This window comes from Acetivibrio sp. (genome assembly GCF_035371925.1).
GTDB lineage: Bacteria > Bacillota > Clostridia > Acetivibrionales > Acetivibrionaceae > Hungateiclostridium.
The window spans coordinates 38,560-60,892 of sequence record NZ_DAORXT010000005.1 but is presented as its reverse complement, the minus strand read 5'-3'; the positions used below and the strand labels follow the sequence as shown (position 1 = coordinate 60,892).

General features: G+C 40.8%; 18 protein-coding genes. 13 read left to right on the top strand and 5 right to left on the bottom strand.

The window, feature by feature from the left end; genetic code table 11:
• The first annotated feature begins 194 nt into the window (after positions 1-194).
• The 6 genes from PLH43_RS01650 (at position 195) to PLH43_RS01625 (ending at position 5,815) form a co-directional block, all read left to right on the top strand.
• Positions 195-1,127 carry a response regulator gene (locus tag PLH43_RS01650; protein ID WP_324359409.1) on the top strand — a complete coding sequence of 311 codons (933 nt, stop codon included), beginning with the start codon at positions 195-197 and terminating at the stop codon, positions 1,125-1,127.
• Positions 1,128-1,152: 25 nt separating this feature from the next.
• Complete coding sequence (locus tag PLH43_RS01645) at positions 1,153-2,031, top strand: hypothetical protein (RefSeq protein ID WP_324359407.1); 879 nt, start codon at positions 1,153-1,155, stop codon at positions 2,029-2,031.
• 170 nt (positions 2,032-2,201) lie between these two features.
• The gene (gene cwlD / locus PLH43_RS01640) at positions 2,202-2,924 is read left to right on the top strand and encodes an N-acetylmuramoyl-L-alanine amidase CwlD (protein WP_324359405.1); all 723 of its coding nucleotides are present in this window, start codon (positions 2,202-2,204) and stop codon (positions 2,922-2,924) included.
• A 226-nt stretch (positions 2,925-3,150) separates the two neighbouring features.
• Positions 3,151-4,209, top strand: coding sequence for an energy-coupling factor ABC transporter permease (locus tag PLH43_RS01635; protein WP_324359415.1), 1,059 nt, complete (start codon positions 3,151-3,153; stop codon positions 4,207-4,209).
• 34 nt (positions 4,210-4,243) lie between these two features.
• Positions 4,244-5,053 carry a cobalt ECF transporter T component CbiQ gene (gene cbiQ, locus PLH43_RS01630; RefSeq protein ID WP_324359403.1) on the top strand — a complete coding sequence of 270 codons (810 nt, stop codon included), beginning with the start codon at positions 4,244-4,246 and terminating at the stop codon, positions 5,051-5,053.
• Positions 5,054-5,815 (top strand): ABC transporter ATP-binding protein, encoded by a 762-nt coding sequence (locus tag PLH43_RS01625; RefSeq protein WP_324359401.1) that lies wholly within the window; start codon positions 5,054-5,056, stop codon positions 5,813-5,815.
• A 69-nt stretch (positions 5,816-5,884) separates the two neighbouring features.
• Here PLH43_RS01625 and PLH43_RS01620 read toward each other — a convergent pair whose 3' ends face one another.
• Both PLH43_RS01620 and PLH43_RS01615 read right to left on the bottom strand, forming a co-directional pair.
• The gene (locus tag PLH43_RS01620) at positions 5,885-7,396 is read right to left on the bottom strand and encodes a LysM peptidoglycan-binding domain-containing protein (protein WP_324359399.1); all 1,512 of its coding nucleotides are present in this window, start codon (positions 7,394-7,396) and stop codon (positions 5,885-5,887) included.
• Positions 7,397-7,506: 110 nt separating this feature from the next.
• Complete coding sequence (locus PLH43_RS01615) at positions 7,507-9,423, bottom strand: ATP-binding cassette domain-containing protein (RefSeq protein WP_324359397.1); 1,917 nt, start codon at positions 9,421-9,423, stop codon at positions 7,507-7,509.
• A 238-nt stretch (positions 9,424-9,661) separates the two neighbouring features.
• On the opposite strand from PLH43_RS01615, the gene PLH43_RS01610 reads away from it, so the two are divergent.
• Positions 9,662-10,300 carry a redox-sensing transcriptional repressor Rex gene (locus tag PLH43_RS01610; RefSeq protein WP_324359395.1) on the top strand — a complete coding sequence of 213 codons (639 nt, stop codon included), beginning with the start codon at positions 9,662-9,664 and terminating at the stop codon, positions 10,298-10,300.
• Positions 10,301-10,381: 81 nt separating this feature from the next.
• Here the strand turns inward: PLH43_RS01610 and aroA are convergent, their stop codons facing one another.
• The 3 genes from aroA to aroF form a co-directional block, all read right to left on the bottom strand.
• Complete coding sequence (aroA, locus tag PLH43_RS01605) at positions 10,382-11,653, bottom strand: 3-phosphoshikimate 1-carboxyvinyltransferase (RefSeq protein WP_324359393.1); 1,272 nt, start codon at positions 11,651-11,653, stop codon at positions 10,382-10,384.
• A gap of 84 nt (positions 11,654-11,737) precedes the next feature.
• Positions 11,738-12,835, bottom strand: a complete 1,098-nt coding sequence (locus PLH43_RS01600; protein ID WP_324359391.1) for a prephenate dehydrogenase — start codon at positions 12,833-12,835, stop codon at positions 11,738-11,740.
• A complete protein-coding gene (gene aroF / locus PLH43_RS01595; protein ID WP_324359389.1) occupies positions 12,825-13,850 on the bottom strand; it encodes a 3-deoxy-7-phosphoheptulonate synthase in 1,026 nt (341 codons plus the stop codon). Before aroF ends, PLH43_RS01600 begins: the two co-directional genes overlap by 11 nt.
• Positions 13,851-14,527: 677 nt before the next feature.
• On the opposite strand from aroF, the gene fusA reads away from it, so the two are divergent.
• From fusA to PLH43_RS01565, 6 genes are all read left to right on the top strand, one after another.
• Positions 14,528-16,615, top strand: coding sequence for an elongation factor G (fusA, locus tag PLH43_RS01590; protein WP_324359387.1), 2,088 nt, complete (start codon positions 14,528-14,530; stop codon positions 16,613-16,615).
• Between the two features lie 161 nt (positions 16,616-16,776).
• The gene (locus PLH43_RS01585; protein ID WP_324359385.1) at positions 16,777-17,481 is read left to right on the top strand and encodes a heparan-alpha-glucosaminide N-acetyltransferase; all 705 of its coding nucleotides are present in this window, start codon (positions 16,777-16,779) and stop codon (positions 17,479-17,481) included.
• A 266-nt stretch (positions 17,482-17,747) separates the two neighbouring features.
• Entirely contained in the window at positions 17,748-18,209 is a 462-nt protein-coding gene (locus PLH43_RS01580) for a CtsR family transcriptional regulator (protein ID WP_324359383.1), read from the top strand.
• Positions 18,210-18,255: 46 nt separating this feature from the next.
• A complete protein-coding gene (locus PLH43_RS01575; RefSeq protein ID WP_324359381.1) occupies positions 18,256-18,756 on the top strand; it encodes a UvrB/UvrC motif-containing protein in 501 nt (166 codons plus the stop codon).
• A 48-nt stretch (positions 18,757-18,804) separates the two neighbouring features.
• Positions 18,805-19,830, top strand: a complete 1,026-nt coding sequence (locus PLH43_RS01570; RefSeq protein ID WP_324359379.1) for a protein arginine kinase — start codon at positions 18,805-18,807, stop codon at positions 19,828-19,830.
• Between the two features lie 46 nt (positions 19,831-19,876).
• Positions 19,877-22,333: an ATP-dependent Clp protease ATP-binding subunit gene (locus PLH43_RS01565; protein ID WP_324359377.1), complete on the top strand. Its 2,457-nt coding sequence runs from the start codon at positions 19,877-19,879 to the stop codon at positions 22,331-22,333.

The window sequence follows — 22,333 nt, the reverse complement described above, 5'->3', positions numbered from 1 at the left end:
CTTAAAACAGGGTTCTGTAAGATTTTGTAAGGCAATTAAACTTGCAATTTAAACTTTTATATGTTTTGAAAACTCAACTGTTCAAAATCAAATTTTTATTATATAATTATTACAATGTTATTATTTGTCTTGGTTATTCCGATATATATAGGGAGAAATATACCTAAAAATATCTTAATGGGAGTTCACAGCAAATGTTTAAGAAGAAAATATTGATTATTGATGACACGGAGTTTATGACAAAACTTATATCCGATGTTCTAATAAATGAAGGTTATGAAGTGGTAACGGCATCTAATGGGCGTCAAGGTATTGAGATGGTCAGGATTGAGAAGCCGGATCTGGTTCTGCTTGATGTTGTCATGCCCGATATGGACGGCTTTGAAGTCTGCAAGACGCTAAGAGATGATGAAGGCAACAACCTTATGCCTATTATCATGCTTACGGCACAGGATAACGAAGATGATAAGCTTACGGGCCTGGAGCTTGGTGCGGATGATTACATAATAAAGCCCTTTAATACCAGGGAGCTTGTGAGCAGGGTTCGAAACACATTAAGGCGTATAGACAGAAACCAGTGGGCAAATCCGTTGACCGGACTTCAGGGCAATATTGAGATACAGAGCGAAATTAACCAGAGAATAGCTACCAGACGGCTTTTTGCGGTTATTTACGCTGACCTTGACAATTTTAAGGCATATAATGATGTGTATGGCTTTGCAAGCGGAGATAGGGCTATAAAGCTTACTGCCGATATTATTGTCGACAATGTGCATAATTATGGAAATCAAAGCGATTTTATTGGCCATGTCGGAGGGGATGACTTTATAGTCGTGTCGACTCCGGATAAAGCCGAGGCTATAGTAAAAGGAGTAATTGAAGACTTTGACACGAAAACGAAAGCCCTTTATTGCGAAGAAGACTTAAGAAGGGGATATATTGTTACGAGCAACAGACAGGGGCAGGTAATGAAGTTCCCGCTTATATCAATATCTTTTGCGATAGTAACCAACGAGGTCAGGGAGCTTATCAGCCATATCCAGATTTCCGAGATAGCGGCTGAGCTTAAGAAAAAGGCAAAGTCCATGCCGGGAAGCACTTATGTAAAAGATAGAAGGAAGTTTTAAATTATTATTGTTTGGGGGATTTAAATTGAAAAAAGCCGAATTGCTGTTTGAGAGCTATAATATGGTGATAGAAGAAAGCTTTAATAAAATTTTTGCCAATAAAAAAGAGGATGTTTTGGAAGTTGATGATAGTTACTTTTCCCAAGTAGTGGATGAAGACCTGAGAAAGTGGGCTAAAGCGCCAATGGAGGAACTTGACGGATTAAGTCCCGATGAATATTTTGGGAGCATTTCTGATATTAAACAATTGTTGGAACTGTTTAAACTCGGTGCTAAAATGTGCGATACGAGTTTGCCCCGTACGTTGGTTGACAGAATGGCATCTTACAATGAAGTTGCGGAGGATGAATTGCTGAAGCTTGCGACAGACCGTTCTGTTCAAAGGGATGATGAGAAGCTTGCTTCATCGCTTATGGCAATTTCCGTACTTGGGGAGTGGAAGACTGAGAGAGCTGTTGTACCGCTAATGAAGCTTGCAGAAGATTTGGAATTTGAAAGCAATATGAATGATGAAATAGTTTTGGACAGAGTTATAGAGACCTTGGCTCTAATCGGGAGAGCGGCAGTACCGGCCATAGTTGACAGGCTAAACTCTTTGGAGGATTTTGGTGTCTTGGATGAGTACTTTTTGATGTGTTTGACAAAAATAGAGGCTAAAACTTTGGACAAAGACGCTTATGAGGCTGTTTACAGGTGCCTGAAAAATTCATTTCTTAGAATGAAAAACAAAGGTTTTGGAGCTATTTGTCTTGGAGATTTTGGCGACGGCAGAGCAATACCTGCACTAAGGGGCTATGTTCAAAAGAACAGGGATTCTATAGATTTTGAGACATATTGCGATATAAATTCTGCTGTTATCCGCCTGGGCGGAAATATGGATGACATAAAAATCGATTTTGCATGATTTTAAACCGTTTTTTAAGAGCAGTACAGCCGCTGTTGTAAAATACAGCGGCCTTTTTATGCATTTTTAAACAATCATAATATTAAATAGTATATGGCCAACCTGTTTGTGAATATGCTTTATTGTATGAACGACTAAAATAAATTGATTTGCATTAGGGGGAAAGCCATATGATTCTAGTAATAAAAAAAGACAAGATAGCTTTGATAGGCTTGGTCTTTTTGCTGTCGATAGCGTTGATAAGCATTAACATAGCATCGGGGCAAAATTCAGTTGAGGTTGCAAAGGATAATTCGGCAAAAAGAACCGTTGTTATTGATGCGGGACATGGGGGAGAAGACCCTGGGGCGGTAAGTGACTACAGCGGGCTTAAAGAAAAGGATGTAAATCTTGTCATTGCAAAAAGGGTTAAGGAGCTTTTGGAGGCAGAGAGCTACAATGTCATTATGACGAGGGAAGAGGATGTTTTAAATTACAGCGAAGGGACAAAGGGATATACCAGCAAGAGAGGGCAGGACCTTACAGCCCGTAAAAAACTGATAGATGAATCGGGAGCTGATATTGCGGTAAGCATACATTTAAACAAGTTTAGCCAAACCCAGTACCATGGAGCTCAGGTTTTCTTTCCGCCAAGATCCGAAGAAAGCAAGAAACTTGCGGATAGTATACAGAAGTCTCTAAGAGAGAATGTTGACCCCGAAAATAAAAGGGAGGCGCTGGTAAAGGACACGAAGCTGATAATCCTAAAGAACTTAAAAGTTCCTACGGTGATAGTTGAGTGTGGTTTTCTTTCCAATCAAGAAGAAGAGAAGAAGCTGGCCGACAAGGAATATCAAGAAAAGCTGGCGATAGCGATAAAAGAAGGAATAGTGAAGTATTTTGAACAACAGTGAACCATTGACGCATGATAGGTTGTCGTGATATAGTTAATTAGGAAATTGGGTCACAAAGGTTCTAATTTAAGGTATTATTGATTGTCTACATTGGGATGAACCCAAAAAGAGGCTATGATGGAGTAGTCATTTTTGGGTTTTTGATTTGGTGTCTTGGAGCAAAATGAAAGAGGTAAAAGAGAAGGAACTTCGTGTTCCAGGCCTTGTTTTTAAGGAGGGACTTTATATGCATATGGCAGATGCTTTGATTTCACCGGCCGTGGGTGGGACCATGCTGGCTGTTAGTGCATCGGTTGCAGCCTGCTCAATTAGAAAAGTAAAACATGAAATGGATGAAAAGAAAATTCCTTTGATGGGGGTTATGGGTGCATTTGTTTTTGCCGCTCAGATGATTAACTTCTCCATACCGGGGACGGGTTCAAGCGGCCACCTTGGAGGGGGCATGCTTCTTGCCATATTGCTTGGGCCGTACGCAGGATTCCTTGCTATGGCATCAATCCTGCTAATCCAGGCATTGTTTTTTGGGGACGGAGGACTGCTTGCCTATGGCTGCAATGTATTTAATTTGGGCTTTTTTACATGCTTTATATCATATCCTTATATCTATAAATGGTTTACAAGAAAAGGCATTAATCCCAAAAGAATTTTTTTGGGCTCGATGGTATCGGCCATAATCGGACTTCAAGCGGGTTCTTTCAGCGTTGTAATTGAGACACTCTTGTCGCGAAAAACGGAGCTGCCTTTTGGGAGCTTTGTGCTTTTGATGCAGCCCATACACCTTGCCATTGGAGTAATAGAAGGGCTTGTTACGGCAGCAGTTGTTACTTTTGTTTGGAAGGCAAGACCTGAATTGATTGAAGGGGCGGATGGTAAAGGAGTATCAAGCAATACATCCGTAAACAAAGTTTTGACTGTGCTTTCAATTGCCGCTATAATTGTTGGAGGAGTTCTTTCCTGGTTTGCTTCAACAAATCCTGACGGTCTGGAATGGTCTGTTGAAAGGACTTATGGAACTTCTGAATTGGAAGCCCAGGGTGAAATTTATGATACACTCTCGGAAATACAGGAAAAAACTGCTTTTTTACCGGATTATGGTTTTAAATCAAGCGGGAATGAAAATGAGCAAGCGACAGAAAATGAAGAGGCTCAGGCAGCCTGGCCTGATGTAAATTTGGGAACCAGTGTTTCAGGCATTGTCGGAGGGGGATTAACTCTTGCTTTTACAGTGTTTATTGGATTTATGATTAATACAGTTAATAAAAGAAAGAGAAATGCAGCTGCATAAAGCCTTGCTTTTGCTCTGTTGGGATTGATTGTATATGTCAAATATCGGTAATTCTTTATACAATATAGTGCATTTGGATGATTTGGCACGAAATAAAACTCGCATTCACAAGCTGCATCCGTTGGTGAAGCTCATAGTTACCCTCGCTTTTTTGACTGTGGTTGCATCCTTTGGAAGGTATGAAATTACAAGGCTTCTTCCTTTGTTTTTATATCCTGTAGTTATTATTGCATTGGCAGAGCTGCCCAAAGCACCTATATTGAAAAGAATTCTAATTATTGAGCCGTTTGTTGCAGGAATAGGAATATTAAATCCGCTCTTTGAAAAGCAAACCTTCGCTTTGGGAGGGTTAATCCTTTCGGTGGGCTGGATTACTTTTTTATCTATATTTTTAAAGAGTATCCTTACTGTTGCTGCTGTGCTTTTGCTTGTGGCTACCACGGGTATGGACCGGCTGGCAGTGGCTTTAAGAATGCTGAAAATACCAAAGCTGTTCGTTTTGCAGCTCCTTTTGACATATCGCTATATATCGGTATTGACGGAAGAGGCGGAAAGAATGGCAAGGGCATATATACTCCGTTCTCCATTACAAAAAGGCATTCACATAAAAGACTGGGGGACTTTTGCAGGACAGTTGGTATTAAGGACATTTGACAGGGCACAGCGGGTTTATCAGGCCATGTGCGTCAGGGGGTTTACAGGAGAGTACAACACAGGAGAGTGCATAAAGTTTAAAACCTCCGATATTTTGTACCTTGCCGCATGGTTGGCGTTTTTTACAGTGACGAGGATGTATGACATACCGATGCTGGTTGGTACATTACTTACAGGAGTGGTAAAGTAAATGAGTCATCATAAACTTGAAGTAAAGAATTTGAGCTTTGTCTATCCGGACGGTTATAAAGCAATTGACGGAATATCCTTCACTATTCACCATGGTGAATCCGTGGGTATTGTAGGAGCCAACGGTGCGGGAAAATCCACCTTGCTCCTTATACTTATGGGAGTTCTTTTTCCAAGTCAGGGAGAGGTGATAGTGGGTGATGTCCGTGTTACGAAAAAAACATTACCCTTTATTCGTCAAAGGCTTGGAATGGTTTTTCAAGACCCGGACGATCAGCTGTTTATGACCACGGTTTATGATGATGTGGCCTTTGGTCCCCGCAATTACGAGCTGGATGAAAAGGATGTTGAGGACAGGGTGGTAAAAGCTCTGGACATGGTTGGAATACCACATTTGAAAGATCGTGCCCCTTATAAGCTTTCAGGAGGAGAGAAGCGGGCTGCGGCAATTGCAACGGTCCTTTCAATGCAGCCGGATATACTTGTCATGGATGAGCCTACCTCAAGTCTTGACCCAAAATCCAGGCGGAAGGTAATGGAGCTTCTTAAAGGTTTTGATCATACCAAGATAATTACCAGTCATGATTTGGACATGGTATTTAAAATCTGCGAAAGAACTATTGTAATAAAAGAAGGCAGGATAGCTGCAGACGGACTGACATCGGAGATTCTTGCAAATCAAAAGCTCATGGACTCATGCGGTCTTGAGGTTCCCCTTGCGCTTCAAAGCTGCCCTGTCTGCGGAAGGAAAAATCAAATTTAAAAGGGAGGTAATTAATTAAAATAATTATTTACCTCCCGATATATATGGGGGATTTTAGCCCTTTATTTTTTAAAATTTTCTTACAACTACATCGTTTTGAAGCATTGTCCAGATGTTTGGGTCTTCCATTCCAAGCCGCCACAATGCAACTCCTTTTATACCGAGTTCCCAAGCGAGCTGGATTTTGGAAAGCAAGCTGCGCTCATCCTCAAACCATACTTCATGCTGATTTCCCTGTGCGTCCCTGTAAGTGAACATGGGCGTCTGCCTTTCTTCGTTGAAGATGATTTCACTATTGTACCTTCGTGCAAGATTGATTGCCCCTTCGTAGGTCACATAGGTGTTTCTGCCGGTGGTAAGATTAAAATCAAATCCGAACACAGATACCGCTGCAACAATCTTATCCCGCGGCATTTTGGTCATGGTATACCTTAAAACACGTTCCATCCAGCCTATTGTAACCGGTGGTCCCGGTGGGCTTCCCGGCCATCCGAACTCGTTGTACAGCATTACCACAAATTCATCCACTGCTCTGCCGATAACACTGTAATTAAATGGATCGGAGAAGGGATTAAAGGGTTCGTCACTTATCCTTGAAGGAACCGATGCAGAGAAGAAATATCCTCTCGGGCGCAGTACTTCCGCTATCTCGGTATAAAGGAGGGAAAGATTGTCACTGTCTTCTATAAACACATCTTCAATGTCAATGTTCACACCGTCAAAGCCGTATTTTTCTATGAGGTTTACAAGGTTTAAGGCAAAGGCGTTTCTGTTCCTCGGGTCTGAAACCAGAACCTTTACAACGTTTTTGGCAAGGGTGGTTCCCCCCGGTCTGTACAGCAGGTTGTGGACCACAGGCATGATTTTGACATTGTTCCTGTGGGCAATTGCTACCAGGTTGCGGATATCCTGGTCGGTAAACTCCCCAAATTTTTCAATGGTGGTGGGATTGGCGGCACTGATTCTGAACATGAACAATGCGGTCGAGGAAAGCTGTCCCGTATTGCTTGCAAAGGATGCAAAGGAGCTTGGAAGAGAGGGACCTTCCTCAAGGGTATAGAATCCCAGTACCCCTGTTATGGGCTTGCTTCCGCTGTAGACGTTGCGTTTTACAATGCTTCCTGAAATCCATCCCTCACTTCCGTTATAGAGGCGTACTTGATACCAGTTGTTGCTAAAACCGATAACCGGAAGCTTTGCGCCATTTGTCATCCGGGTAATTACACCAAAGTTGGTTCCCGGGCCTCTGCGGATATTTGCGGTATTTACATTGACCACTACTTCGGTATAGAGGGGGATGGTTAACTGCTGGCCAACTCTAAGCTGAGTGCCGGTAAGGTTGTTAAGAGCCATGAGACTGTCTACGGTGGTGTTGTATCTTCTGGCTATCAGATACAATGTATCACCGGGTCTTACGGTATATACGATAGGTGCTTGTTCTCCCACGGGAATGTACAGGCGCTGGCCTACGTAGATAATATTGCTTGTGAGTTGGTTTGCACTCCTTATCTGAGCAATTGTCACTCCAAATCTCTGGGAAATGGTATAAAGGGAATCTCCCGGCTGTACTATATACCACATTTGATTCATCATTCCTTCATGATAGTATAAATCTTCATAGACAGTATATTCATACAGCCTGCTCAATGTTCAAAAAGATGGGATAAATACTAAAGTTTTTTGGGATAATGCTATTCACTGCTTTGAGACATAAGGCTGTCCCAAAGCTCATACAGCTCTTCAATTCTTAAATTGAGATTGTCAAGCTCACTTTGAAGCTCCATAAGCTTTACATGGTCACTGACAATTTCCTCTTTGGTCATCTGTTCTTCAATCTCTTTTATACGCTCTTCAGTGCTGCCGATTTCTTTTTCTGTCTCGGAAAGTTGCTTTTCTAGCTTTCTTTTTCTTGCCTTCTCTTCCTTTGATGCAATGTGTTCCATTTTGGATGTTGTCATTTTGACATTTTTTAATTGATTGTCAAAGCTCAAATTCAGCTTGCTCTTGTACTCATGAAACTCGGTGTAATTACCGTTATAGTCAAAGCATGAAGTCGTACTAAGCTCAATAATGCGGGTTGCGAGCTTGTCTATAAAGTACCTGTCATGGGATACAATGAGCAAGGTACCGTCATAATCCGCAAGGGAATTTTCAAGAACTTCCCTCGAGTTTATATCAAGGTGGTTCGTGGGCTCGTCAAGTATAAGGAAGTTGGCCTCGGAAAGCATCAATTTAATAAGAGAAATACGGCTTTTTTCACCGCCGCTTAAAGTCGAAACGGGCTTTAAGACATCTTCTCCTTTAAATAAAAACATTGCCAAAACATTTCTGATTTCTGTCTGTGTAAGTTTTTCGTCCGCACTCCAAACCTCATCAATCAATGTGTTATTCGGGTCTAACTCTTCCTGCTCCTGGTCATAATAACCCAACGTCACATTATGTCCGTATCGAAAGCTTCCTTGATAACCATGAATTTTGCCCGTAAGTATTTTCAAGAGGGTGGACTTTCCGCATCCGTTGGGACCTAGGATAAATACCCTTTCCTTTTTTCTGATGTTAAACCTTACGTCTTTAAACAGAGGCTTTCCGGGATATTCCTTCCCAAGACCTTCTACAAAAAGGACGTCATTTCCGCTGGATATTCCACTTTTGAAGCTCATCCTTACCTTCTCAGGCAGATTTTTGGGTGCCTCGATTTTCTCCATTCGTTCAATAGCTTTAAGTCTGCTTTCTGCAGCAATGATATTTCTTTCTCTGTTCCATCTTCGCTGCTGCTCTATGAATGCTTCCATCCGGGCAATTTCCTTCTGCTGCTGTTCATAGTGCCTTTGCTGAATCTCCCGGTCCACAGCTTTTTGGTTCAAATATGAGGAATAATTGCCGCTGTACAGCTTACATTCACAGTTCTCAATTTCCAGTGTTTTATTGGTAATTTTGTCGAGAAAATATCTATCGTGGGATATAACCAACACACACTTTTTGTAGCTTGACAAAAACTCTTCCAGCCATTCTATGGCATTTATGTCAAGGTGGTTTGTAGGCTCATCCAAAAGAAGAATATCAGGCTCCGTAAGAAGAAGCCTTGCCAAGGCAAGCCTTGTTTTCTGGCCTCCACTTAAGTTCCTGGCATTTAATGAAAATTGGTCCTCCGAAAATCCCAGACCCTTCAAAACACCCTTTGCGCGGCTCTTGTATTCGAATCCTCCCAAACGGGAATATTCGTCGGTCAAGCGAGAATACTCCTTCATAATTGAGTTCAACTGACCTTCGTCCTTTTCTGTACTCATGGATTTTTCCAATGTCTTCATGCGGGATTCCATTTCAGTAAAGTGGGAGAACACCGCTAAGGCCTCATCAAGTATGGTATTGGACGAATCCAGACCGGAATTTTGTGCAAGGTAACCGAGTTTTGAGTTTTTGGCCGTATAAATCTCTCCGCTGTCGGGAATGTATTCTCCGGTTATTATTTTAAAAAGTGTGGATTTGCCCGCTCCGTTTACTCCGACAACGCCAACCTTGTCACTATCGTTGATGCTGAAAGAAATATCTTTTAAGATTTCTTTTACGCCAAAGGACAGACTTATATTATTGCAGCCTAAAACTATCATACTCAATCACCTTAAAAAATCTAATATAAATTAATTAACTATAATAAAATAAAAAAATATGCTAAAATAAAAATGTAAAAGCATATAAATTTCAATCTTCCAAACGCCAACCCAATCCATTTTAGCAAAAATACTGCCTCTTAGCAATATTGACAATAAAATAACAAAGGTGTTATAATCACAATTACCCAGGTAGTGATGTAAAGTTGTTCCAAGATAAATCTTTGAGGTGAAAGCGATGAGTTTAGAGAAAAAAATTTCTATGGCAGTAATAAAACGTTTGCCCAGGTACTACAGGTATCTTTCGGATCTTTTGAAACTTGGGATAACAAGAATATCGTCGAAGGAACTAAGCTCTAGGATGGGAATAACTGCATCTCAGATACGTCAGGACTTAAATTGTTTCGGCGGATTCGGACAACAGGGGTACGGATACAATGTCGAGTACCTTTACAATGAAATAGGCAATATTCTTGGCGTGAATGAAGCGTTTAAAGTTATTATCATTGGAGCTGGAAATATGGGTCAGGCTCTTGCCAATTACACCAATTTCGAAAAAAGAGGTTTTAAGCTTATCGGTATTTTTGATATAGATCCAAGTTTGATAGGGGAGAAAATAAGGGATATAGAGATTATGCATCTTGACAGTCTGGAACGGTTTGTAGCGGAAAATCAAGTTGATATTGCAATTCTGTGTGTTCCTTACGAGCATACCCCTGCTGTGGCCGATAAAGTGGCACGCCTTGGGGTTAAGGGTCTGTGGAATTTCTCTCCCATGGATTTGAAGCTTCCTTATGATGTGATAATCGAGAATGTTCACTTAAGCGATAGTCTTATGGTTTTAGGATACAGATTGAATGAAATGCGTAAGAAATAAAAATAGAAAACCGGGCGGCATTTGCTTAACCCGGTTTTGTTATAGGCAAATTTTACAAATGGTTGCTTTTAATTTTCAAAATCACAGTTTATTCAAAACAGTTATAAATTCGGGGTATGCAATATCAAGTATCTGAGTTTTTCTGATATTTGTCTCATTTTCGGCAATAAGACCTGCGACACAAAGGGACATGGTGATTGCAGCATCGTTGTGGCCTTCTACAACAGTACCCTTGAGATATTCTTTACCTTCGATGATTACTCCGTCCTCTGTCTCTTGCAAGGAAGCTCCAAGCTTGGAAAGCTCGGCTATCATACGGGAAAGTTTACCCGATTCTTTTGTCTTGAAGCCTTTAAGACCGGTGATTGTTGTAGTTCCTTTGGCAATGGAAGCAGCAACAGTAATAATCGGAATTTCATCTATGAGTCTCGGTATCATGCTGCGGTCAATGGTTGTTCCGGTAAGAGGTGAGGATACAACCCTGATATCGGCAACTTTTTCGTTGTTTACTACACGTTCGTTGAGAATTTCGATTTTGGCTCCCATTGATTTATATACATCAAGAATTCCTGCTCTTGTAGGATTGATACCAACATTTTTGACCACTATATCGGAATTTGGCACTATAAGGCCGGCAGTCAGGAAATATGCAGCAATCGAAATATCCCCGGGTACTTCGATATGCTGGGCGTATAAGTTTTCGACCTTGCGGGATGTTACTTCCAGACCGTTGACTTTAATGTCAGCTCCGAAATAGTTGAGCATCAGCTCGGAATGGTCCCTTGATTTAACTTCTTCAATTACTGTGGTTTCTCCGTCGGCATAAAGACCTGCAATAAGAAGCGGAGACTTTATATATGTGTCTAAAATGGAAACATTATGGGTTTTACCGATAAGTTTTGCCGGCTGGATTGAAAGCGGGCAAAGGTTTCCGTTCTCCCTTCCGTTAATGTTTGCTCCCATTTGTCGCAGCGGAGCTACAACTTTACCCACGGATTTCCTGAGAGCTGATTCGTTTCTGGTAACTACAGAAGAGAAAGGCTGACCTGAGAGCACACCCAAAAGAAGTCTTAACGCAGTACCCGATCTCCCGGCATTTAAAGGAGCAGAGGGCGGTCTTAAGCCATACAGACCATTACCCTGAATCTTTATCTTGTTCGGGAGTATTTCAATGCTTACCTGCATCTTTCTGAAGCAGTCAATGGTACTGAGGCAGTCTTCACCCATCATAAGTCCGTCAATTTCGGTGGTTCCTTTTGCCAAAGAGCCGAAAAGAATTGCCCTGTGGGAGATGGATTTATCCCCGGGTATGTTTATTTCGCCTCTTAGTGAATCCCTTTGCTCAATTAACACGCTTATTCCCCCATTCCATAAGTATAAGTGAAGCTTTTGTTGTGGTACGAATTTGCTGATAAAAACTAATTTAAGTTTGTTCTATCAAATTTTAAACACTTTATAACCTTTTTCTACGAGCAGCTCAAAAGCGTCTGCCACACTGCCGGAATCGGGCAATGTGATTCTAAGGCAACCTTGCTCAAATTCCCGGCTGTTGGAAACATTGATATTTTTTATATTGATACCGTTGTTTCCGAGAATAGTTGTTATTTCTCCAATAATACCGGGTTTGTCAACAACATCTACAATAAGCTCGTTCTGCGGTTCGATGAGACCTTTCCTGCTGTTTGGAATGGAATCCCGAAACCTTTTTGCAGAATCGAAAAAGTTGTATATGCCGTTGGAATTTTCATTATCAATATATTCAATAAAAGTGTTTAATGTCTCGGTAAATTTATTTAAAGTGGATTTAACAATTTGCTTGTTGCTCAGAATAATGTTTTCCCACATTTTAGGATTCGATGATGCAATTCTTGTTATATCTTTAAATCCTCCTGCAGCCAAAATCTGCATTTTGCCGTCGGGGGAATCGGAGGATTTTACAAGGTTTACAAGAGCTGAAGCAATTACGTGCGGTACATGGCTTATGGTTGCGGTAATAATATCATGTTCCTTGGAATCAAGCTTTATCGGTATTGCGCCAATTCCTTTGATTATTTTTGCTAAAGACTCAAGGGATTCTTCGGGGCAGTTTTTTGAAGGCGACATTATATAATATGCATTCTCAAACAAATGAGAAAAACTCGATGCAAAGCCTGCCTTTTCAGTACCTGCCATTGGATGCCCCCCAATGAAGCAGGGGGGATTATCCAATGAGTTTATAAAATCTATTATTTCCCCCTTTGTGCTTGCCGTATCTGTGAGGATACACCCGTCCTTCACCTTGCCGTGAAGTTGGGTTATATAATCAATAGTGCTCTTAATCGGTGTACAAATAAAAATAATGTCGGAATTATATACCGATTCGCAAAGTTCGGTAAAGCCTTCACTTATATAACCTTCTTTTATTGCTTGGCTCAGACTCCTCTCATTGATGTCAACTGCAGCTATCGACTTAATATTAAGCCGCTCTTTTAATGCTCTTGCCAGTGACCCTCCGATAAGCCCAAGCCCGATAATGGATATCTTTTCAGCCTGCATAGTGAAACTCTCTTCCTAATATTTCGGCAATTTTACTTATATCTTTACACAAATCATAAAAATCATCAGGCGGAAGTTGTTGGGCAGCATCGGATAATGCACATTTTGGATTCGGATGAACCTCTACTATAAGTCCGTCTGCGCCCGCAGCTATTGCTGCCTTTGAAAGAGGAAGAATATACTGGGTCTTTCCTGCCGCATGGCTTGGGTCGACAATTATCGGAAGGTGACTTAGGCTTTTTACAACAGGTACCGCACTTATATCCAAAGTGTTTCGGGTAGCTGTTTCAAAGGTTCTTATACCTCTTTCGCAAAGAACAACGTTGTAGTTTCCTTCACTCATTATATATTCGGCTGCATTCAACCATTCGTCTATAGTGGTTGAAGGACCTCTTTTAAATAAAACAGGCTTTTTGGAGCGTCCGATTTCACGAAGAAGTTGGAAGTTTTGGACATTTCTTGCTCCTACCTGGAACATATCAACATAACTGTCAGCTATTTCAACAGCTTTTTCGCAGGTAACTTCTGTTATAATAAGAAGTCCTGTGGCTTCTTTTGCCTCTTTTAGAAGCTTCAGTCCTTCTTCTTCAAGTCCCTGGAATGAATATGGGGAAGTTCTCGGCTTGAAAGCTCCGCCCCTTAAAAACTGCGCACCGGCTTTTTTAACAGCCTGGGCTGCGGCCATAATCTGATCCCTGCTTTCAACGGCGCAGGGTCCTGCCATGACAACAAGCTCTTTGCCCCCGATTTTTACACCCCCGACATCGATTACACTGGGTTCCGGTCTAAAGGTTTTACCTGCAAGCTTGTATGATTCAACAATGGGAACCAGCTTTTCGACGCCGTTCATAAGCTCCAAAGGTACATCGGCAAGCTTTCTCTTGTCACCTATAACGCCGATGATAGTTCTTTCGGAGCCCTTTGAAATGTGCACACCAAGCCCTAAAGAACTCAATACCTTGGATATCTCGGCAATATCGCTTTCTTTTGAGTTGGGTTTCATTACAATAACCATCTTACCATTCCTTCCTTTCCAACCGTTCTAAACTAAATACCTTTTTTAATACCACAATTGCCATCCATTCTACCATTCTACCAAAAAGCAATTTACTGCCTGCTTTTTGATTTCGCCTCTTTAATTAAAATGAAAGAGGCAAAAGCGAAGGGACTTGATGCCCTCACAGCTTTTATTCTTTTATATTAATGTACAATGATAATGTGCAAATGTCAACAACAAATAACGTTAAAAAGCAATGATAATGAACGTAATTTGCTGGGTTGACTGGCATTCAAAGTCAAATACGTTTCATAAAATATGATACTTCAGGCATAGAATTTAAATGCTGACAAACATATTTACAAGTTACGTTTTATTGAAGGCATAAAATTACAATAGAACAGACGCAGTCTACCATAAATTACATTATGTTTTGCCATGCCGGAAAAAGGTTGTACATTCAATGCTTTTCAAAAAAAATATTGATGCAAAAATATTGTCGTGATGAAAGGGAATTTATAAAAAAAATAGAATATAAATAAAGAATAAAATATTATTGTTACAGATCAAATATTTAGGTTTGCATCCAATAGTACACAGCGTGGCTGGCATAATAATTGCGACAACTTGTTTTATGTTTGCGGTAATGCAAATGAACTTTTATAAGTTCAATAAATATACAAGGGGGAATTATTATGAAAGACCTGGCTGCGGAGAGGATTCGCAACGTATGCCTGATGTCTCATGGAGGTGCGGGAAAAACAACTCTCGCTGAAGCAATGATGTTCAACACCGGGGTATTAGAGAGATTTGGAAGAGTCGAAGACGGTACCACCACTTCAGATTACGACCCGGAAGAAATCAAGAGAAAGAGTTCCATCAGCACATCTATTTGTCCATGTCAATGGAAAGATCACAAGATTAATGTAATCGATACTCCAGGATATTTTGATTTTGTTGGAGAAGTAAAGCAGGGAATAAGAGTTGCGGACAGTGCAGTGATTCTTGTTTCGGCAAAGAGCGGAGTTTCGGTAGGAACGGAGAAAGCATGGGCACAAGCCCAGGAAAGAAGTATCCCGACAGTTTTTTTCGTAAATAAAATGGATGATGAAAATGCAAACTTCTTTAAGACTTTAGATCAATTGGTTGCAACCTTCGGAAAAAATATAATTGCCTTTCAGGTCCCCATAGTCGAAAATGCAAAATTTACCGGATATGTAGATGTCATAAATATGAAAGCAAAAAAGTTTGATAAAGATAAATTGATTGATGCGGATATTCCTTCGGAATTAAACGATAAAATAGAAGAGATTAGAAATGCTTTGATTGAAGCAGTGGCGGAAACCAGCGAAGAACTTATGGAGAAATTCTTTGACGGTCAGGAATTTAAGACGGAAGAAATAAGCAAAGGACTTCGGCAGGGAATAAAAGACGGAACTTTAGTACCGGTTTTCTGCGGTTCTGCAACTTCAAACCTTGGAGTTAAACCATTAATGGATTCCATCATTGAATTTATGCCTTCACCGGTTGACGCCGGGGTGGTAAAGGCAAAAAAATTGGGAAAAGACGAAGTCTTGGAGCTTAAAACCAGTGAGGATGCACCTCTTTCGGCATTGGTCTTTAAAACAATAGCCGACCCTTTCGTCGGAAAGATTTCAATGATAAGAGTCTTCTCGGGAACATTAAAATCGGAGTCTGTGGTTTACAACACCACAACAGGCAAAACGGAAAAAATATCCCAGCTCTTTATGTTAAGAGGAAAAAAGAATATTCCGGTAGATAAGCTGGTGACTGGAGACATAGGTGCAGTCGCCAAGCTTCAATCGGTAAACACAAACGATACTCTGTGTACTCAGGAAAACCCCGTAGTGTTAGACAAGATACCGTTTCCAGAACCCGTCATGTCCATGGCAGTCCAGCCGACTTCCAAAGGTGATGAAGAAAAAATAAGTTCAGGTCTAAACAAGCTCCAGGACGAAGACCCTACATTCAAAGTTTCGACAAATACTGAAACCCATCAGACCCTCATTTCCGGTATGGGCGAAATTCACTTGGACGTAATAGTAAACAAGCTGAAATCAAAATTTGGCGTATCGGTTGAACTGACTCCCCCTAAAGTGCCGTACCGAGAGACAATCAGGAAAAAGGTCAAAGTGGAAGGAAAACACAAGAAGCAGTCCGGTGGTCATGGCCAGTACGGTCATGTTTGGATAGAGTTTGAACCGGGAGAAAAAGAGGAATTGACCTTCGAGGAAAAAATATTTGGAGGCGCGGTACCGAAACAGTATTTCCCGGCAGTCGAAAAAGGATTGCAGGAAAGTATTCGAAAAGGTGTTTTGGCAGGCTATCCTGTAGTATTCCTCAAAGCGACGCTGGTGGACGGCTCATATCACTCCGTAGACTCATCGGAAATGGCCTTTAAAATTGCAGCAAATCTTGCTTACAAGAAAGGCTTGGAGCAGGCATCTCCGGTACTCTTAGAGCCCATTGCCCACGTGGAGGTTTATGTTCCTGAAAGCTATATGGGAGAAATAATCGGTGATCTAAACAAGAGAAGAGGAAGAATTTTAGGAATGAATCCTCAGGACAACGGCATACAGCAGGTTGTTGCGGAAGTGCCCGAGGCAGAGATGTTTAAATATGCCACAGACCTGACATCAATGACTCAGGGCAGAGGTTCGTTTAAGATGCGGTTTGAAAGATATGAAGAAGCTCCACCGCATGTAAGCCAAAAGGTAATTGAGGAAGCTAAAAAGAATATGGCAGCGGAAGATGCACAATAGTTGTTTCAAATATATTTTGATTTACATATAATAAAAAGGGGTATGGTAATAATAACCGTATCCCTTTTTATTTCTAAATTTTTTCTTAATAATTAAGACTTTATGAAAAACTGTCTATACTGTTATTATAATAATGAAGGCATTGTTGGAGGCTTTAAAAAATGATAAAGAAAAAAAGTGATGTGGCAAAGCGAATCTGGGAAATTGATATTTTGAGGGGAACCCTTGTAATAATGATGGTGATACTGCATATTCTGTTTGACCTTGAGTTTGTTTATAATTTTCCCATAGGTTACGGCACGGGATTTATAGATATAATTAGAATTATTGTTGCCACATTGTTTATTATGGTCTCCGGTATTAGTACCTCGTTTAGCAAAAACAGCTTTAGACGGGGGCTTGTGGTTTTTTCTGCGGCTTTACTAATAAGTCTTGTTACTTTTATAGTCGGCAGGGACTTTTTTATTTGCTTCGGTGTGCTTCATCTTATCGGTATTTGTATGATGGCTTCGCCGTTATTAAAAAAAATTCCGACTTTCGGGCTTATAATATTAAGTCTGATTGTGGGAATGACTCAGTTTATCATTCCGTATATTAAAATCTCCCACAACTATTTTTTCATGTTTGGCCTTTACAATGACAAATTCATTTCGGCGGATTATTATCCTATTTTTCCTTGGGCGTGGCCTTTTTTGCTTGGCATGGTACTTAGCAGATTTATTTATAAAGAAAAGAAAAGCATTCTAAAGTTTTCCGTCAGGGATAATCCTGTAAGTTGGCTTGGAAGACATTCCCTTTTGATATATTTGATTCATCAGCCAATAATATTACTATTGCTGGCAATTATAATGGGTCTTTTGGCATGAGTGCAAAAGAAGCACCGATACCGATATTATTTTAAGTAGGAATCATATTTTCACATTGCTAAAGCAAGATAAGGATAACACGGTTAAAAGAATGAGATACTGAAAATTAGTAGCAGGAATTTGTATTAATTTTTTGAATAAATTAAAATAATTGCTTATTACAATAAGATATTAAACAAAAAGACCTTGAATATCAATTCAAAGTATTTTATAATATAATCAAAGGTCAAAGAAAGTCAAAATCAGCACGGAATAGGGTGATGAGTATGGCGAAGCTCAGCGATCTTATAGAAGCATTTATCAAACAGTTAATTGAAGATACCAACGGAACCATTGAAATACAAAGAAATGAACTTGCCAATCAATTCAACTGTGTACCATCCCAGATAAACTATGTAATAGACACCAGATTCACAACGGAAAGAGGCTATTATGTAGAAAGCCGCAGGGGTGGAGGAGGATATATAAAAATAAGGCGGGTAAGTATAGGACATGAGGGAAAGAATTACCTTATGCACATCATAAACGCTATGGGAGATAGCATTTCCCAACAGTCCGCCCATGTATTTATAAACAATTTTGTTGACCATAATGTTGTATCGGAAAGAGAAGCCATGATGCTGAAAGCCGCTACCAGCGACAAGGCTCTTTCGGCTGTTCCTGTGGAAAGCAGGGGCTATATTAGGGCAAGCATCTTAAAAAACATGCTGGTGTGCCTTTTGGTTTAATATAAGTAACCTGTAGTATTGGTCCTTTTTGAAAGGAGTGAGCATAATGTTGTGTCAGAAATGTCAGAAAAGAGTTGCCAATGTTCAGATGACCCAAATAGTGAACAACAACAAGAGTGTTGTTTACCTTTGTGAGCAATGTGCCCGGGAGGAAGGCAAATTCAATGTGATGTCTCCTTTTAGCATAAGTGACTTTTTCTCAGGCATTATGGGATTTCCATATATGGCGTCGGCTCCTCAGCAAAACCAGGATGTAGTGTGTGAAACCTGTGGAATGAGCTATGAGGAGTTTAAAAAAATAGGAAAGCTGGGATGCTCCAACTGTTACAAGGTGTATGGCGACAAGTTGGTTCCTCTGCTTAGAAGACTCCATGGAAATATACAGTACAACGGAAAGTTTCCCTCCAGAGCTTTCGGAAGTATCAGGATATCCAGAGAAATTGAGAAATTGAAGGAGCAGCTTAATATCGCCATAAAGAATGAGGAATATGAAAAGGCAGCGGTACTAAGGGATCAAATTAAAAGCCTTGAGTCAAACAATATGTAAGCCTTACAGAAAAATAAGCGGGTTTTGCAGGAGCAGGAGGTGTGTGTGATGAATGAGTGGTATATGCAAATAGGGCCCGAATCTGATGTGGTAATGAGCACAAGGGTGCGCATAGCAAGAAACTTTAAAGGAATTCCTTTCCCGTCCAAAATGAAAAAGGAAGACGGGAAATTGATAATAAAGAAGGTCAAGGAAGCGATTTTCGGAAGAAGCAGTGCCATCGGGGATAATTTTAAGTTTATCGATATTCATGGGCTGACACCGATTCAAAGGCAGGTCCTCGTGGAAAAACACCTTATAAGCCCCGATTTGGCAGAAAGCCGTATTGAAAGCGGAGTAATAATCAGTGCGGATGAAAATATAAGCATAATGATTAACGAAGAAGACCATCTCAGAATACAATGCCTGTCTGCAGGTTTGCAGCTTGAAGATACATGGAACCTTTGCAACAAAATAGACAATCTTTTGGAGGAAAGTATCGATTACGCTTTTGACGAAAAATTCGGATATCTTACCTGCTGCCCAACCAATCTGGGTACAGGTATTAGGACTTCGGTAATGCTGCATCTTCCGGCACTTACCATGACGGGGTATATAAAGGGTATTCTTGAGGTATGTTCAAAGCTTGGTATTGCAGTAAGAGGTCTTTACGGTGAAAACTCCGAGGCCTCGGGGAATATGTACCAGATATCCAATCAGGTTACTCTTGGACTTACAGAGGAAGAAATAATTTCAAATATCAACAATATCGTAAAACAGATAATTGACCAGGAAAGAACATTAAGAAAACAGCTCTACAAGCAAAATACTTACAGATTTGAAGATAGGATTTTCCGTTCTTTGGGTCTTTTATCCAACGCAAGAATAATTTCCTCGGAAGAGGGATTGAAGTTATTATCCGATGTTAGATTGGGAGTTGATATGGGAATAATTACTGATATAGATATTAGGAAGCTTAACGAAATACTTCTTCTGGTACAGCCGGCAAACTTGCAAGAGAGTGTGGGAAGACCGATGAATCCGGAGGAAAGGGATATAAAAAGAGCAGAAACCATTAGAAACAGATTGAAGTAGAAGAAAAAACACGATAAACAAATATAGATGTAAAGGAGGATGTACCATGTACGGACGTTTTACCGAAAAAGCACAAAAAGCAATAAACATTTCTCAGAACATGGCAATAGAATTAGGACATAATTATGTTGGGACCGAGCACCTTCTTTTAGGGTTGGTAAAGGAAGGAAGCGGAGTTGCTGCACGGGTTTTGCAAAGTCAAGGCGTTACTGAAGACAAGGTTATAAAGGAAATTGAAGAACTCATCGGACGCGGTGAGGTAATGGGTCAGCCTTTGGATTTTACTCCAAGAACCAAAAGAGTTCTTGAGCTTAGCTATAGAGAAGCCCGCAGAATGGGTCACAACTATATCGGAACGGAGCACCTTCTTTTAGGAATAATGAAAGAAGGGGAAAGCGTTGCTGTAAGAATTTTGAAGGACTTGGGGGTTGAGCATCAGAAGCTTGTACAGGAAATATTAAACATGCTCAGCGAGGAAGCTCCCAATTCTTCCGGTGCACCGAAAAACAGCTCATCCTATTCAAATACACCAACCTTAAACCAGTTTGGCAGAGATTTGACGGAGATGGCAAGAGAAGCAAAGTTTGACCCGGTAATAGGCCGTGACAAGGAGATTGAAAGGGTCATACAGATTTTAAGCAGGAGAACAAAGAACAATCCTTGCTTAATCGGTGAGCCGGGAGTCGGTAAGACTGCAATTGCAGAAGGGCTTGCCCAAAAAATTGTTGAAGGAAATATTCCGGAGATATTGAAGGACAAAAGAGTAGTTACTTTGGACCTGTCCTCCATGGTTGCCGGTGCAAAATATAGAGGTGAATTTGAAGAAAGGCTTAAAAAGGCGCTTGACGAAATCAGAAGAGCGGGCAATGTAATACTGTTCATTGATGAAATGCATACAATCATAGGAGCCGGTGCGGCAGAAGGTGCAATCGATGCATCCAATATATTAAAGCCTTCTTTGGCGAGAGGTGAGATTCAGGTTATCGGTGCCACTACCATTGATGAGTACAGAAAACACATAGAAAAGGATGCCGCTTTGGAAAGAAGATTCCAGCCGATTACCGTCGGAGAGCCAACAAAAGAAGAAGCAATAGAAATATTAAGAGGTTTAAGAGACAAATATGAAGCGCATCACAGTGTAAAAATCACTGACGAGGCTTTGGTGGCAGCGGTTAATATGTCCGACAGGTACATTACAGACCGGTTCCTGCCCGATAAAGCCATTGACCTTATCGATGAGGCTGCATCAAGGGTAAGGCTGAAATCCTTTACTGCGCCCCCTGACTTAAAACATCTTGAGGAAAAAGTGGAAAGACTCAGGAAAGAGAAGGAAGACGCAATAGTATGCCAGGAATTTGAAAAGGCTGCCCGGATAAGAGATGAAGAGCAAAGGCTCAAAAATGAGCTGGAGAAGGCGAAGGACAGCTGGCGTCAGAAGAATCAGACCACTACAAATACAGTGAGCGAAGAAGATATTGCAGGAATTGTGTCCGACTGGACGGGTATTCCGGTAAAAAGACTTGCGGAGGAAGAATCCGAAAGACTTATGAAGATGGAAGACATCCTTCATAAAAGAGTAATAGGACAGGATGAAGCTGTAAAAGCAATAGCCAAAGCCATTAGAAGAGGAAGAGTCGGCCTTAAAGATCCGAAACGGCCTGTGGGTTCGTTCATCTTCTTAGGTCCTACGGGAGTTGGAAAGACGGAGCTTTGCAAAGCTCTGGCAGAGGCACTTTTTGGTGAAGAAAACGCAATGATCAGAATAGATATGTCGGAGTACATGGAAAAACACAGCGTTTCAAGACTTGTGGGTTCACCTCCGGGATATGTCGGTTATGAAGAGGGAGGACAGCTTACCGAGAAAGTAAGAAGAAAGCCTTATTCGGTAGTGTTGTTTGATGAAATTGAAAAGGCGCATCCGGATATATTCAATATTCTTCTTCAAATCCTTGAGGACGGAAGGCTGACCGATTCCCAAGGCAGGGTTGTGGACTTTAGAAATACGGTAATTATCATGACATCCAACATAGGTGCCCGGCTCATAACGGAACCAAAGCAGCTGGGATTTGCTCCGGCAATTCAGGACAAAGCCAAAAACTATGAAGACATGAAAAACAACGTTATGGGTGAGCTTAAAAAGAGCTTCAGACCGGAATTCTTAAACAGAATAGATGAGATAATCGTGTTCCATCCTCTTGAAGAGGAACACTTAAAGAAGATAGTGGGACTTATGGTAGACAGCCTTGCCGAAAGACTCAAGCAGAATTCAATTACCGTTGAAGTATCTGAAGATGCAAAAGCTCTTCTTGCAAAGAAAGGATTCGACCAAGTGTATGGAGCAAGACCGCTGAGAAGGGCAGTACAGAGCATGGTAGAGGATAAACTGGCCGAAGAAATGTTGGAAGGCAGGGTAAAATCGGGAGACAAAGTATTTGTTGATGTAAAAGGAGAAGAACTGGTATTTATTCAAAAAAAGGATGAAATTGCCGTGGATAAAGGCTAA